Origin of the sequence: Stenotrophomonas sp. PS02289 (genome assembly GCF_029960115.1) — a bacterium.
Lineage (GTDB): Bacteria > Pseudomonadota > Gammaproteobacteria > Xanthomonadales > Xanthomonadaceae > Stenotrophomonas.
Window position 1 is genome coordinate 1 of the sequence record NZ_JASCOZ010000114.1, and the last position, 14,161, is coordinate 14,161.

Annotated in this window: 10 protein-coding genes, 4 tRNA genes and 1 pseudogene; 14 read left to right on the top strand and 1 reads right to left on the bottom strand. The window is 66.5% G+C overall.

The genetic code is table 11. The features are described 5' to 3' along the window. The 14 genes and pseudogenes from QMX83_RS15030 to QMX83_RS15095 all read left to right on the top strand — a co-directional run. A pseudogene (locus tag QMX83_RS15030) lies at nt 1-1,615 on the top strand (DNA internalization-related competence protein ComEC/Rec2); the annotation flags it as partial. Continuing rightward, nucleotides 1,509-2,183, top strand: a complete 675-nt coding sequence (locus tag QMX83_RS15035; protein ID WP_282297455.1) for a MotA/TolQ/ExbB proton channel family protein — start codon at nt 1,509-1,511, stop codon at nt 2,181-2,183. The pseudogene QMX83_RS15030 and the gene QMX83_RS15035, both read left to right, overlap by 107 nt. Nucleotides 2,184-2,186: 3 nt before the next feature. Then, nucleotides 2,187-2,612, top strand: coding sequence for a biopolymer transporter ExbD (locus QMX83_RS15040; protein ID WP_282297456.1), 426 nt, complete (start codon nt 2,187-2,189; stop codon nt 2,610-2,612). Beyond that, nucleotides 2,609-4,360 (top strand): lipid A export permease/ATP-binding protein MsbA, encoded by a 1,752-nt coding sequence (gene msbA / locus QMX83_RS15045; RefSeq protein ID WP_282297457.1) that lies wholly within the window; start codon nt 2,609-2,611, stop codon nt 4,358-4,360. Before QMX83_RS15040 ends, msbA begins: the two co-directional genes overlap by 4 nt. After that, nucleotides 4,360-5,382, top strand: a complete 1,023-nt coding sequence (gene lpxK / locus QMX83_RS15050; protein ID WP_282297458.1) for a tetraacyldisaccharide 4'-kinase — start codon at nt 4,360-4,362, stop codon at nt 5,380-5,382. The genes msbA and lpxK overlap by 1 nt, the downstream gene beginning before the upstream one ends. A 45-nt stretch (nt 5,383-5,427) precedes the next feature. Further along, entirely contained in the window at nt 5,428-6,213 is a 786-nt protein-coding gene (gene kdsB / locus QMX83_RS15055) for a 3-deoxy-manno-octulosonate cytidylyltransferase (RefSeq protein WP_282297459.1), read from the top strand. Nucleotides 6,214-6,299: 86 nt separating this feature from the next. Next, complete coding sequence (locus tag QMX83_RS15060) at nt 6,300-7,709, top strand: hypothetical protein (protein WP_282297460.1); 1,410 nt, start codon at nt 6,300-6,302, stop codon at nt 7,707-7,709. Beyond that, the gene (gene uvrC / locus QMX83_RS15065; protein WP_282297461.1) at nt 7,706-9,553 is read left to right on the top strand and encodes an excinuclease ABC subunit UvrC; all 1,848 of its coding nucleotides are present in this window, start codon (nt 7,706-7,708) and stop codon (nt 9,551-9,553) included. Before QMX83_RS15060 ends, uvrC begins: the two co-directional genes overlap by 4 nt. Nucleotides 9,554-9,562: 9 nt before the next feature. Beyond that, nucleotides 9,563-10,186, top strand: a complete 624-nt coding sequence (gene pgsA, locus QMX83_RS15070; RefSeq protein WP_282297462.1) for a CDP-diacylglycerol--glycerol-3-phosphate 3-phosphatidyltransferase — start codon at nt 9,563-9,565, stop codon at nt 10,184-10,186. Nucleotides 10,187-10,232: 46 nt separating this feature from the next. Beyond that, nucleotides 10,233-10,308, top strand: a tRNA-Gly gene (locus QMX83_RS15075). 138 nt (nt 10,309-10,446) lie between these two features. Further along, complete coding sequence (locus QMX83_RS15080) at nt 10,447-11,556, top strand: NAD(P)/FAD-dependent oxidoreductase (protein WP_282297463.1); 1,110 nt, start codon at nt 10,447-10,449, stop codon at nt 11,554-11,556. 85 nt (nt 11,557-11,641) lie between these two features. Next, nucleotides 11,642-11,717 (top strand) — tRNA-Gly (locus QMX83_RS15085). A gap of 146 nt (nt 11,718-11,863) precedes the next feature. Beyond that, nucleotides 11,864-11,939: transfer RNA gene (locus QMX83_RS15090), tRNA-Gly, on the top strand. A gap of 46 nt (nt 11,940-11,985) precedes the next feature. Further along, nucleotides 11,986-12,059, top strand: a tRNA-Cys gene (locus QMX83_RS15095). A 405-nt stretch (nt 12,060-12,464) separates the two neighbouring features. On the opposite strand, the gene QMX83_RS15100 is transcribed toward QMX83_RS15095, so the two are convergent. Continuing rightward, the gene (locus tag QMX83_RS15100) at nt 12,465-13,673 is read right to left on the bottom strand and encodes a hypothetical protein (protein WP_282297464.1); all 1,209 of its coding nucleotides are present in this window, start codon (nt 13,671-13,673) and stop codon (nt 12,465-12,467) included. Between the last annotated feature and the right edge of the window lie 488 nt (nt 13,674-14,161).

A 14,161-nucleotide genomic window follows, 5' to 3' on the forward strand; every position in this document is an offset into this window, starting at 1 on the left:
CCACCGTCCTGTGGGCCGCGCTGTACGCGGCCGCGGCCGGGTTCGCGCTGCCCACGGTGCGCACGGTGTTGATGACGGCCGCGGTGACCGCCGCCCACTGCGCGCGCAGTTCTGCGCCGGTGGGCCAGTCGCTGGCGCTGGCGGCGTGGGCGGTGCTGCTGTTCGATCCGCTGGCGGTGCTGGCACCCGGTTTCTGGCTCAGCTTTGGCGGTGTGCTGTGGCTGATGTGGTGTCTGCAGGAGCGCATGCACTGGCTGCGCGGTTTCCTGGCCGCGCAGGGCGTGGCCACGCTGGCCCTGTTGCCGATGACCGTGGCCCTGTTCGGACAAGCCTCCCGCGCCGGGCCGCTGGTCAACCTGCTGGCCATCCCGTGGTGGAGCGGGGTGGTGGTGCCGCTGGCCCTGCTGGGTACCGCGCTGGAGGCGCTGATCGCCGGGGCAGGGCGCTGGCCCTGGCAGCTGGCGGCATGGTGCTTCCAGGGCAGCTGGGTGATGTTCGGCAAGGTGGCCGTCCAGCCGTGGGCCTTGTGGTGGGTACCGCAGGCCAGCAGCGGTGCCGCGCTGCTGGCCATGCTGGGGGTGTTCTGGCTGCTGCTGCCCCGTGCGGCCGGTGCGCGACTGCCAGCGCTGCTGCTGGGTTTGCCGCTGCTGTGGCCGTCCTCCATACAGCCCGCGCACGGTGAGGTGGAGCTGCTGGTGATCGACGTGGGGCAGGGCCTGGCGGTGCGGGTGCGGACCCGCCACCACGCGCTGCTGTATGACACGGGTCCGGCCACAGCGGGGGGCTTCGACAGTGGCGAGCGCGTGGTGGTGCCGGCGCTGCAGGCGGTCGACCAGTCCCGGCTGGACCGCATCCTGCTGAGTCATGCAGACCGCGACCACGCCGGCGGACTGGCAGCGGTGAGCCGCGCGTTCAGTGCTGCCACCGTGGCGGCTCCGCCCGGCGCGCTGCCCGAGCCGGTGCTGCCCTGCCATGCCGGCCAGCAGTGGCAGTGGGACGGAGTGGGCTTCCAGCTGCTGCATCCGGTCGCGAATGCCCGCTACGACGGCAATGCGAGCAGCTGCGTGCTGCGCATCGAAACCGCACAGGGGGCTGTGCTGCTGGCCGGCGACATCGGCGAACGCGAGGAGCAGGCGCTGTTGCGGCAGGGTGGCGTGGAGCCGCTGCGCGCCGAGGCGGTGGTGGTGCCGCACCACGGCAGCGCGGGCTCATCCAGCGCGGCCTGGGTCGAGGCCGTGTCGCCGCGCCTGGCGCTGGTCTCGGCCGGCCACGGCAACCGCTTCCGGCACCCGCGTCCGGAGGTGGTGGCGCGTTGGCAGGCGGTCGGGGCCGAAGTGCTGAACACCGCCGACAGCGGCGCGCTGCGCATCTGGCTGGGTCCGGACGGCCTGCAGGTGCGCGAACAGCGGGTTTTCGAACGGCGTTGGTGGGATGCCGCGGAGCGGGCGCGGTCGGCTGCTATTCTATCGGCCAGCAAACAGGCGGCCAGTGGGCCGGAGGGTTGAAACGTGTGGGAACTGGTCAAGGCCGGTGGCTGGCCGATGGTGCCGCTGCTGCTGTTGGGCGTACTGGCTTTGGCAATCGTCCTGGAGCGTTTCTGGACCTTGCGGCGTAACGAGGTCCTGCCCCCGGGGCTGGGCCAGGAAGTACGCAACTGGGCGGCGCGCGGCAAGCTCGACCCCAGCCACATCCAGTCGCTGCGGGCCAACTCGCCGCTGGGTGCACTGCTGGCGGCGGCGCTGGAAGCCCGCAACCGCCCGCGCGACCAGATCCGCGAACGCATCGAAGATGCCGGCCGCCATCTGGTGCATCGCATGGAGCGGTTCCTGAATGCACTGGGCACGATCGCCTCGGCCGGCCCGCTGCTGGGCCTGCTGGGCACGGTGATCGGCATGATCCAGATGTTCCTCGGCATCCTCGACCACGGCGTGGGCGATGTGAACCAGCTGGCCGGCGGTATCGGCAAGGCGCTGGTGTGCACCGCCACCGGCATGATCGTGGCCATTCCCGCGCTGATGTTCCATCGCTATTTCAAGGGCCGCATCAACGGCTACGTGATCGAGATGGAAATGGAAGCCTCCGCGCTGCTGGATGCGCTGGATGGCCGCCCCGGCGTGATGAACGCCGCCGCCCGCGCCCCGGCCGCGCCGGCATCGGCTGCGCCCGTGACGGCCAAGGGCTGACGGATGCGCATCCGCAACGACCGGGTCCAGGACGAGCCGCACATCGATCTGGTGCCGCTGATCGACGTCATCCTGGTGCTGATCATCTTCTTCGTGGTCACCACGACCTTCGACGCGCGTTCCACCCTGCAGGTGCAGCTGCCCACCGCCAGCCAGCAGGAGAACAGCGAGCCGCCGCGCGCGTTGAGCGTGCTGGTGAACGCCGAGGGTCGTTACTTCATCAACGACCAGGAAGTGCTGCGCACCGACGTCGAGTCGGTGAAGCAGACCATCGCTGCCGTGGCCGGTGACGACCGCGAGCAGACCGTGCTGCTGCGCGCCGATGCGCGTACCCCGTACCAGGCCGTGGTGACCGCCCAGGATGCCCTGGGTCAGCTCGGTTTCCGTCGCATCGCCATCGCTACCGCGCCGGAGGTGCGTACTCCATGAGCAACAAACAACACGCGCCGATCTGGCCGATCTACAAACGCCTGCTGGGCTACACCAAGGCCTACTGGGTGTTCATGGTCGCTGCGGTGATCGCGATGGTGGTGGAGGCGCTGGCTGGCTACCACTTCACCAAGCTGATGGACCCGCTGGTCAACCGGGGCTTCGTCAATCCCGAGCCGCGCATGGCGGTGATCCTGCCGCTGACCATCCTCGGCCTGTTCCTGATGCGCAGCCTGGCCACCCTGGTCAGTGACTACACCCTGGCCCGCACCGGTCGCAGCGTGGTTCGCGACCTGCGCGAACAGGTGCTGGAAAAGTACCTGCACCTGCCGTCGTCGCACTTCGACACCGAAGCCACGCCGGTGATGGTCAGCCGCCTGAACTACGACACCGAGCAGGTCACCCAGGCCAGCGCGGACGCGCTCAAGACCCTGGTCGCCGACACCCTGACCATCATCGCCATGCTGGTGGTGATGCTGCAGATGAGCGTCAAGGTGACCGTGGCGATGCTGGTGGTGGTGCCGCTGATCGGCGTGATCGTGTCGGTCGTGGGCAAGCGCTACCGTCGCATCAGCCGTGGCATCCAGGACGGCATGGGCAACATGGCGCAGACCGCCGAGCAGTCGCTGGCCGCGCAGCAGGAAGTGAAGGTGCACGGCACTCAGGCGCACGAGATCTCGCGCTATGCACGCCTGGCCAACCGCATGCTCGGCCTGAACATGAAGGTGGAAACCACCCGCGCGTTCGCCTCCAGCACAGTGCAGTTCCTGGCCGCACTGGCGCTGGCCGTGATCGTGTGGGTGTCTACCCGTGAGGCATTGGCCGGTCGTCTCAACGCGGGCCAGTTCATGGGCCTGATGACCTCGATGATGGCCATCATTCCGTCGCTGCGCCGTCTGACCAGCGTGCAGACGTCGATTTCGCGCGGCGTGGCCGCAGCCGAGCGTCTGTTCGGCATTCTCGACATGCCGGTCGAGCGCGATGAGGGTACGAAGCGGATCACCCGCGCGCGCGGCGAACTGGCATTCGAACACGTCATGCTGCGCTATCGCGAAGACACCGGCGTGGCGCTGGATGACATCAGCTTCGTGGCCAAGCCCGGCACGGTCACTGCGATTGTCGGCCGTTCCGGCAGCGGCAAGACCAGCTTGATCCGGCTGGTGCCGCGCTTCTACGAACCCAGCGGCGGCCGCATCACCCTCGATGGGGTCGGCCTGGATGAGTACCCGCTGGCCGACCTGCGCCGGCAGGTGGCGATGGTGGGCCAGAAGGTCATGCTGTTCGACGACACCGTCGGGGCCAACATCGCCTACGGCATGGACGCGACCGATGACCAGATCCGCGCGGCGGCTGAAGCGGCCAATGCCTGGGAGTTCATCGAACGCATGCCGCAGCAGCTGCAGACCCCGGTTGGCGAGAACGGTGCGCTGCTGTCCGGCGGCCAGCGCCAGCGCCTGGCGATCGCCCGCGCCATCCTGCGTGACGCTCCGGTGCTGATCCTGGACGAAGCCACGGCTGCACTGGACAACGAATCCGAACGCCTGGTGCAGGACGCCCTGCAGCGCCTGATGCCCGAGCGCACCACGCTGGTGATCGCACATCGCCTGTCCACCATCGAGCATGCCGACCAGGTGCTGGTGATGGATCACGGCCGCATCGTCGAACGCGGGACCCACGCCGAACTGCTGGCGATGGGCGGTCTGTACGAGCATCTGCACAGCATGCAGTTCCGCGAAAGGCAGCCCTGATGGCAGCCAAAGGCACCCAGACGCCGTCGTTCTGGTACGACGGCAGCCGCATCCCATTGGGGGTGCGTCTGATCGCGCCGCTGTTTGGCGCGGTGGTCGCGCTGCGTCGTCGGTTGTTCCGCGGGCGCTGGCTCAAGCAGCACACGCTGCCGGTCCCGGTGCTGGTGGTCGGCAATGTCACCGCCGGTGGTACCGGCAAGACGCCGCTGACCATCGCCCTGGTGAACCGTCTGCGCGACGCCGGCTGGAAGCCCGGTGTAGCCAGCCGCGGCTACGGCCGCGAACAGGCGGAGGTGGCGCGCTGGGTCGAGGCGACCACGCCGACCACGCTGGGCGGCGACGAGCCGGTGCTGATCGCCTTCAAGACCGGCGTGCCCGTGCGGGTCGACGCCGACCGCGTCGCGGCCGGACGCGCGCTCATCGAAGCGGGCTGCGACATCATCGTCTGCGACGACGGGCTGCAGCACTACCGTCTGGGCCGCGACATCGAGATCGAAGTGGTGGATGCGCAGCGCCGTTACGGCAATGGCCGCCTGATGCCGGCGGGTCCGTTGCGTGAGCCGGCCAGTCGCGCGCAGGAATGCGACTTCCGCGTGGTGAACCTGGGCCAGGCCAGTGCCGACCCGGCCGCGGTAAGCGCCTGTGGCTTCGGCGAATGGCCGATGCAACTGCACATCGACACCGCATTGCCCCTCAGTGGCGGGCGCGCCCGCGCGCTGTCGCACTTCCGCGGCCAGCGCGTGCACGCCGTGGCCGGAATCGCACATCCGCAGCGGTTCTTCGACATGCTGCGTGCAGAAGGCATTGGCGTGGTGCCGCATGCCTTTGCCGACCACCATGCCTACCAGCCGGCTGACCTGCGGTTTGGCAGCGAGCTGCCTGTGCTGATGACCGAGAAGGACGCGGTGAAGTGCAAGCCGTTCGCTAATGAATGGCACTTCGCCGTGCCGCTGTCGGCCGAGCTGCCGGCCGCGTTCTGGGTCAGTCTGCTGGATCGCGTGGACAAGCTGGGCAAGCGCTGAGCGCCGCCCGTTTCTTCCTGCTTCACCGCCTTTCTGAGAATGCGCATGAGCCAGTCCGTTGATTTCGTTGTCGCCATTCCGGCCCGCTACGCCGCCTCACGCTTGCCGGGCAAGCCGCTGCGCCTGATCGGCGGCACCCCGCTGGTGCTGCGCGTTGCCGAACGCGCGCTGCAGGCCGGTGCACGCGAAGTCTGGGTGGCCACCGATGACACCCGTATCGCCGACGCGCTGGCTGGCCTGTCCGGCGTGCGCGTGGCGATGACCGCCAGCGACCACGCCTCCGGCACCGACCGTCTGGCCGAATGCGCGCAGCAGGCCGGCTGGAGCGAAGACATCCTGGTGGTCAACCTACAGGGCGACGAACCCTTTGCACCCGCCGAGGGCATCCGCGCGGTGGCCGAAGCGCTGGTCTACAGCGGCGCGCACATGGCCACGCTGGCCACGCCGGTGGAGGACGCGCAGACCCTGTTCGACCCGAACGTGGTCAAGGTGGTGCGCCAGCAGAACCTGGATGCGCTGTACTTCAGCCGGGCACCGATTCCGTGGCATCGCGATGCCTTCGCGCGCTCGCGTGACAGCCTGTCCGGACCGCACTGGCTGCGCCATATCGGCATCTACGCCTATCGTGCCGGCTTCCTGCGCCAGTTCGCGGCCTTGCCGCCGGGAACCCTGGAACAGCTGGAGTCGCTGGAACAGCTGCGCGTGCTCGAAGCCGGTTACCGACTGAGCGTGGCGTTGTCGCCGGCCGCCTTCCCCCCGGGCATCGACACGCCCGAGGACCTGGAGCGGGCCGAAGCCTGGCTGGTCGCACAGGGCAGGGCGCAGGCCTGACCGGCGACGCGCCCACTCCGACCGACCGTCCACAATTTGACGGTGGCACGACGGTTGCATGACGCCGAGTCCGGCATAATCACCGCATGAACGTACAGCCTGTCCAGGATCTGCCGGAATTCGCCACGTGGCTCAACGCCGCGCCTGCCACCCTGACCGAGATGCGTGGCCGCCCGGTCGTGCTCGCCTTTGTCAATGCCGCCTCGGTATGGTGCGCGCAACGATTGGCGGAGCTTGAGCAGTGGCGCTCGCGCAACCCTGGCAAGCTGCAGTTGCTGGTGCTGCAGGTCCCTCGTTTCGACCATGAGCGCGAACCCGAGCCGGCGTTGAAGCTGCTGCGTAGGCAGGGGCTGACCGCACCGGCGCTGCTGGATGCGGACTGGGATGGCTGGCGTCGCTTCAACGTGACCGCGTGGCCCACCCTGGTGCTGCTGGATGCGCAAGGCCGCGAAGTGGAGCGCCTGGTCGGTTTCGGTGATGAACTGGAGCGCGCGCTCAACGCGCTGTGCCAGGGCGGTCGCGCAATGGACGGCGACGCGTCGGCCCGCGAGCTGCATCCCGAACCGCGCCTGCCGTTGCGCTTCCCGATGGGCCTGGTCGCCACCACCGAGCGCCTGTACATCGCCGACAGCGGCCATCACCGCATTCTGGAATGCAGCCACGGCGGGCGCGTGCTGCGCCAGTTCGGGCTGGGCACCGCCGACATGATGGACGGCGGCCCCGGCGAGGCGGCCTTCAACCGACCGCAGGGCCTCGCCCTGGAACGCGAGTGGCTGTACGTTGCCGACACCGGCAACCACGCACTGCGTCGCATCCATCTGCTGACCGGCCAGGTCGACACTCTGTGCGGCAACGGCCGCCCCGGCGAACCGGCCGAAGGGCAGGTCAATGACCCGCGCCAGGCCGCCCTGAACCATCCGCAGGGACTGGTGGTGGCCGACAACCAGGTCCACATCGCCATGGCCGGCGACAACCGCATCTGGAGCTACCACCTCGGCCAGCGCACCCTGAAATGGCGTGCCGGCTCCGGTGCCATCGACGAACGTGACGGCAGCGGCCACCTGGCCGCGTTCGCGCAGCCCGCCGCCGTGGCGGCCGTGCAGCAGGTGCTGTACGTGTGCGACGCGCTGGGTTCGTCGATCCGCTCGATGCAGCTGCGCGGTGACCTCGTGCAGACCCTGGTCGGCCACGGCCTGTGGTCGTTCGGTGACCAGGACGGCCCCCGTGCCACGGCCCAGCTGCAGTACCCGCAGGCCATCGCACTCAGCCCCGACGCGCCGCTGCTGTGGATCGCCGATGCCGGCAACGGCCGCCTGCGCACGCTGCGGTTGGGTGGTGGCGATCTGAACACGCTGGAGCTGCCGCGCCGTCTGCACGGACCGGCCGGCCTCGCCCTGGGCGGCGGCGCGGTGTGGATCGCCGAAACCGATGCCCATGCCGTGCTGCGCTTCGACCCGGTCAGCGGCGTACTGAGCGACGTGCCAATCAGCGAATGACCCTGCCCAGCGCCCCCGCCTTTGATGGCAAGGCATTCGCGGCCCACCTGAGTACCGCGCCCGGCGTTTACCGGATGTACGCCGCCGACGACACCTTGTTGTACGTCGGCAAAGCGCGCGCCCTGCGCAATCGCGTGGGCAGCTACTTCAACGGCGTGCCGAAGACCGCGCGCATCATGTCGATGCTGTCGCAGGTCGCGCGCATGGACGTGACCGTCACCCGGTCCGAAGCCGAAGCACTGCTGCTGGAAAACCAGCTGATCAAGTCGCTGTCGCCGCGCTACAACGTGTCGCTGCGCGACGACAAGACCTATCCGCATGTGCTGCTGACCCGCGAGGAGTGGCCGCGCATCGCGCTGCATCGCGGGCCGCGCGCGGTACCCGGTCGTTACTTCGGGCCGTACCCGGGCGTGACCGCGGTGCGCGAGACGCTGAACCTCATGCACAAGCTGTTCAAGCTGCGCAGTTGCGAGGACAGCGTGTTCCGCAACCGCTCGCGGCCGTGCCTGCAGTACCAGATCGGCCGCTGCAGCGCGCCCTGCGTGGACCTGGTCGCGGCAGAGGACTACAGCGAATCGGTACGCCGCGCCTCGCTGTTCCTGGAAGGCAAGAGCGACCAGCTGACGCGCGAACTCGGCACCCAGATGCAGGCCGCCAGCGAAGCGCTGGAGTTCGAGCAGGCCGCGCGCCTGCGCGACCTGATCACCTCGCTGCGCAGCATGCAGACCCGGCAGTACGTGGATGGTCGTGCCGCCGACCTCGACGTACTGGCCTGCGCCACCCAGGGAGCCAGCGCCTGCGTGATGCTGCTGGCGTTCCGTGATGGCCGCAACCTCGGCACGCGCCCGTTTTTCCCGCGCACCAACGGTGAGGAAAGCGCGGAAGAAGTGCTGGCCGCCTTCGTGTCGCAGTACTACGCCGAACAGACCCCGCCGCGCGAAATCCTGCTCGACCGCGAGATTCCCGACGCCAGCCTGATTGAATCGGCCTTGAGTGCATCGGCCGAGTACAAGGTGCAGCTGAAATGGAACGTGCGCGGCGAGCGCGCCGGTTATGTGGAACTGGCCAGCCGCAATGCGCAGATCACCCTGGTCAGTGAGCTCACCAGCCGCAGTGCCCAGCATGCGCGCAGCGAAGACCTGCGACAGATGCTGGACTTGGCCGAGCCGGTCAAACGCGTGGAATGTTTTGACATCAGCCACACCATGGGCGAGGCGACCGTCGCCTCGTGCGTGGTATTCGACGCCAGTGGCCCAGTGCGCAGCCAGTACCGGCGCTTCAACATCAGCGGCATCGAGCCGGGCGATGACTACGCCGCCATGCGCCAGGCCATCGACCGCCGCTTCCGCCGCGCGGTGGAAGAGCAGGGCGAGTTGCCGGACCTGCTGCTGATCGACGGCGGCGCAGGGCAGCTGGCCCAGGCCCAGGCCGCCCTGGCCGATCTCGGCGTGGAAGGGGTCACCCTGGTCGGCGTGGCCAAGGGCGTGGAACGTCGCGCCGGGCATGAGGCACTGGTGCTGCCCGACGGCCGCGAACTGCGCCCCGGCGCGGCCTCACCGGCCCTGCAGTTCATCCAGCAGGTGCGCGACGAGGCGCACCGGTTCGCCATCACCGGCCATCGCGGTCGTCGCCAGAAGGCGCGCATGACCAGCAAGCTCGAGGACATCCCGGGCATCGGGCCGCGCCGGCGCGCCAGCCTGCTCAAGCATTTTGGCGGTCTGGTCGGGCTGAAAGCCGCGGGGGAAGCGGAAATCGCGAAGGTGGAGGGCATCAATGACGCCCTGGCTGCCCGCATCTACGCTAACCTTCATGGACTGCCCACGCCTTCCGCTACGGGCGAGTAGAGAGAACTGATGACGTTGACCCTCCCCACCTGGCTGACGCTGCTGCGGATCGTGATGATCCCGGTGCTGGTGCTGGTGTTCTATCTCCCCTACACGTGGACCAATTTTGCGTCCGCGGCGATCTTCGGCCTGGCCGCGCTGACCGACTGGCTGGATGGCTGGATTGCCCGCCGCTACAACCTGGCATCGGCGTTTGGCGCGTTCCTGGACCCGGTGGCCGACAAGCTGATGGTGGCCGTGGCGCTGTTCCTGATCGTGCAGGGCCACCCCACGCCGTGGATGGCGTTCTGGGCGGCGGTGATCGTCGGCCGTGAAATCGCCGTGTCGGCGCTGCGCGAGTGGATGGCCGAGCTGGGCCAGCGTGCCAAGGTGCGGGTGGCGCTGATCGGCAAGATCAAGACCACCGCGCAGATGGTCGCGCTGCTGTGCCTGCTGTATTCGGTCGCCCCGAACACGCCGGTGAGCGACATCTGGATGGGCGAACCCGTGTTCCACATCGGTGACTGGACGCTCGCCATCGCGGCCGTGCTGACGCTGTGGTCGGGTCTGCAGTACCTGCACGCGGCGTGGCCGAGCCTGCGCGAAGACGAGCGCGTGGCACGCGAGAACGCAAAAGCAAAAAAGAAGGGATAAGGGCTGTTGACAGCCATGCATTTGGCTGTAGAATTTCGCCTCCCAAGCGGGAATAGCTCAGTTGGTAGAGCGCAACCTTGCCAAGGTTGAGGTCGCGAGTTCGAGTCTCGTTTCCCGCTCCAGATACAGAAAAAAGCGACCTTCGGGTCGCTTTTTTCGTTTCCGCGCGTCGCACTTCATGTTCGCTTCACCGTCGCCACATCGACGGCCCGCGTGCGTCCACCACGCTGCAGGTCCCTTCTGTAGTGGCAACACGCATCATGAATGCTTCTTCTGATTTCGACTGGGACCTGATCGTGGCCGGTGCCAGCTTTGCCGGTGCGGCCTGCGCCCTGGCTGCGGCGCAATATGGCCTGCGCGTGTGCGTGCTGGAACGCAAGGCCGACCCCGGCGCGCGCCTGCACACCACCGGCATCCTGGTGAAGGAGGCGCTGGAGCAGACCTGGCTGCAGCATGCGCCTGCCGCGCTGCTGCAGAGAGTCGAACAGGTACGCATGTACGCCCCCAACCTGCGCAACGTGCTGCTGGCGGCACCCGGGTACTACTTCATGACCACGGACACGCCCAACCTGATGCGTTGGCTGGCCAGTCAGTTGCCCGCGCATGGGGTAACCCTGCGCCTGCAGCAGCCGTTCACCGAGGCGCAGCGCCACGGCGAGGGCTGGCAGGTGGCCGGGGTGGGGCGGACGCGCTACCTGGTGGGGGCCGACGGAGCCGGCTCACGCGTCGCCCAGCGCACCGGGCTGGGCCAGGTGCAGGACTTCCTGTTCGGGGTGGAGCAGGAGTTCGCCGGCGCGCAGCTGCCGCAGGGTGGGGCGCTGCACTGCTTCGCCAGCCGCCGCTTTGCCCCGGGCTACATCGGCTGGGCCGCCCAGAACCCGACCGGCGTCCAGGTCGGCCTGGCCCTGCGCCACGACCCCGGCCAGGCCCGCCGCCCGGACATCGACGGCTTCGTGCGCCACGTGCGCAGCGTGATCGGCCTGCCTGCGGGGCAGGCGTCCGACGCCACCCGCGCCGGACTGATTCCCTGCGGCCCGGTCCGTGGGTCCCTGGCCGCGCCGGGGGTGATCCTGACCGGCGACGCGGCCGGGGTGGTCTCGCCGCTCTCGGCGGGTGGCATTCACGCTGGCTGGCAGCATGGCTGGACGGTGGGTGACGCGGTGGGCCGACACCTGCGCGGCGGCGGGCCGGCCCCGGAGGCCGTGGCGGCCCGTGCGGTGCCGACGTTCAGGCGCAAGCGGCTGATGCGCTGGGCCATGGACCATCTGCAGCAGGACTGGCCGCTCGACCTGATGCTGGGGGCCGGAATGGTGCGCCGGGCGGCCGAGCAGATCTACTTCCACCGGCGCGGGCTGCGCATGGACCGCTGAACACTGTCATCAAACATGTTGACGACGTGAAGGAATCCCGACACAATAGCGCTCCTTCGACGACACGTCGTTGGGCAGCAAGTCTGCGGGAATAGCTCAGTTGGTAGAGCGCAACCTTGCCAAGGTTGAGGTCGCGAGTTCGAGTCTCGTTTCCCGCTCCAGATTTCGACAAGGCCCCTGTGGGGCCTTGTTTTTCTCCGCGGTGGCACGCGGGCATCGGCACCCCGGCAAGGGCGCTGGATGTGAAATAAAGTGTAAAAAGGCTGGTGTGTTTACGGTGGTTTCGGTAACATACGCGCCTGATTTTGCGGGAATAGCTCAGTTGGTAGAGCGCAACCTTGCCAAGGTTGAGGTCGCGAGTTCGAGTCTCGTTTCCCGCTCCAGTATCTGACAACACCCCGGTCACGGGGTGTTGTTTTAAGAGTCACCGGCCTGGTGGCAGAGTGGTCATGCATCGGATTGCAAATCCGCGTACGCCGGTTCGATTCCGACCCAGGCCTCCAAATAAAAAACCCCTGATTTATCAGGGGTTTTTTATTGCCCGGACTCCGTAGAGCCGGGCTCTGCCCGGCTGCTGTTGGCTTTTGGCGAACAACCGGCGGTCATGGGCTTCCGTGTTCGGGCGTGCCGGGGCGGCGCGGCGGCCAAGGAAAATCATCGCGCGCTGCTCTGGTGGGATCGGTCGACAGACGATCGCCGTGAAACGGACAACATCCGGTAACGCATGACCCCAAATCGACACCGCCGTTGATCCGACAGGCTCAATAGCTGCCAGTGGGTCTGGTCCGCACGTGCGCCGAATAGGGTGTATGCCCTCATGCCGGAACGTAAGCACGTTGAGATCAAGCACACCGAACTCCCTGCTGACCTTGGGTCTGCAGGGAGCCACTTGTAGCTTCCAAGCCAGATTACAGCCGCACCAAGTCAAGTTCAGCGACTCTGCCGAAAGGCATTACAGTTAGCGAACCGCAATCTCCCGCGAGAGTGGAATCGGTTGGGTTCAGTACTGATTTGACGATTCCATACCCCGAATTTATGTAAAAGACTGCAGCTCCACTATCTCCACTTGCGCAAGCAAGCGCGCTTCCCTCAACGCGGGCCCACGTAGCATCACATTCGACTGCTCCGCACGTCCCTGCCGGAATCCATTCAACGCTTGTGACTTTGCCGCAGCTGTATCCGGTGCGCGCGCCACGGAAGCACATGGGCTTGTTGATCGGGAGTTCATTGTAAATAAGCGTTAAGATTCGCCCGCCTGACTCACTGGTTAGTGTTCCGAAAACCTCTTGAAGCGGGCTGTGGCCACTTGGGAGCGCGTGCCATTGCACATCGTGGGATCCGTCAAAAGACGCGGCGCGGAAGATGAGCGGAATCAGAACCTGGGAGGTTCCGCCGGGCTGGCCATAGTTTGAATATAGAAGGTTGTCCTCGCAGTGGGCGGCGGTGATTATCCCCTTCTCATTCGTCACCTTGTGCTTGACCGCGAGTCCACTAGTGCAGGTTCGACCGTTTGACTGGAGGATTGCGCCGCCGCGTGTGTATGCGGCGTTGGTGCTGCGCCCTTGTCCGTAGACTATTTCGAACTTGACGCCAAACATCTGACCAAGCTTGGCGGCGGCCTTGCTGTGCCCATTGTCCGAGCGGTCCTGGACATGAATTCTAATAGTTCCTAACTCTGGCCTACCTTCCATTCCGGTAATCCCGGGAATGAGCTTTTTGGCCTCTTTCAGTGAGTTCTGAACGATCGTTCTAAATTCGGCTTGATCGTATGGGTAACCTTCTTCGAACTCGACTCGTACAGTTGCACCCTCTTCGGACATCCGCTGGGTAGGAACCATTTGAGGGCCCTTAAGGCCGACGACGATGTGTTGATCGGGACTCTGCTCAATCGAGATGAATGTCAGGCGACTCTTGTAGCGCTCTCTCAGTGACTCTACATACTGGTCAATGGCTTCTCCGGCCTCAATCCGTTTCCGCGCTTCGTCCTGCGAAACGCCAAAACTCTCCGAGAATGCCGCTACCGTCATCTCAGCTTCGCTTGGTCTTGCCTCTGGGCCGGGCGAAGCTGCGGTGCTTTGTGCTAGTGCTAGCGCCATAAACAATGCGCTTATCGACATGGGAAAACTCCTTGAGGTCTGTCGTGGCCGTCAGTGGTCACCATTTGACGCTAGCATGGCTCAATCACCTTCACGGAAATGGGCGTCCGGGCCTGAATGTTAGTGGGACGCGCGTCACGCATTGGCACAATGGCCGTGCCCCTGTGCGCATTGATACGCGCTACTCCAATGTTGAGCGTACGTCCGTTGTGTTCGGTACCATTTTTATGAGTTCGGCTAAGGACTATCACAAGCATGTGAACCTGGTAGCGTCGGTCGACAGACGACGGCCGTGAACTATCCAGCATCCGGTAACGCATGACCCCAAATCGACACCGCTGTTGATTTGAACGTCTCAATCGCTGCTCGCCCAGCACGAACGGCAGCCGGGCAGAGCCCGGCTCTACGGGAGCTTCCAAACCAGGTCGAGGCCGGATTCGTCCCTGATGGCGTAGATGCGCTCGTACTGAAACGACAGCACAAACCGATGCCGATGCTGCGTTGCGAAC

What these genes read in the sequence shown, in the direction of transcription:
- QMX83_RS15040 (WP_282297456.1), top strand. Translation starts at nt 2,187, where the DNA reads ATGCGCATCCGCAACGACCGGGTCCAGGACGAGCCGCACATCGATCTG.
- msbA (WP_282297457.1), top strand. Translation starts at nt 2,609, where the DNA reads ATGAGCAACAAACAACACGCGCCGATCTGGCCGATCTACAAACGCCTG.
- QMX83_RS15060 (WP_282297460.1), top strand. Translation starts at nt 6,300, where the DNA reads ATGAACGTACAGCCTGTCCAGGATCTGCCGGAATTCGCCACGTGGCTC.
- lpxK (WP_282297458.1), top strand. Translation starts at nt 4,360, where the DNA reads ATGGCAGCCAAAGGCACCCAGACGCCGTCGTTCTGGTACGACGGCAGC.
- kdsB (WP_282297459.1), top strand. Translation starts at nt 5,428, where the DNA reads ATGAGCCAGTCCGTTGATTTCGTTGTCGCCATTCCGGCCCGCTACGCC.
- uvrC (WP_282297461.1), top strand. Translation starts at nt 7,706, where the DNA reads ATGACCCTGCCCAGCGCCCCCGCCTTTGATGGCAAGGCATTCGCGGCC.
- pgsA (WP_282297462.1), top strand. Translation starts at nt 9,563, where the DNA reads ATGACGTTGACCCTCCCCACCTGGCTGACGCTGCTGCGGATCGTGATG.
- QMX83_RS15080 (WP_282297463.1), top strand. Translation starts at nt 10,447, where the DNA reads ATGAATGCTTCTTCTGATTTCGACTGGGACCTGATCGTGGCCGGTGCC.
- QMX83_RS15100 (WP_282297464.1), bottom strand. Translation starts at nt 13,673, where the DNA reads ATGTCGATAAGCGCATTGTTTATGGCGCTAGCACTAGCACAAAGCACC.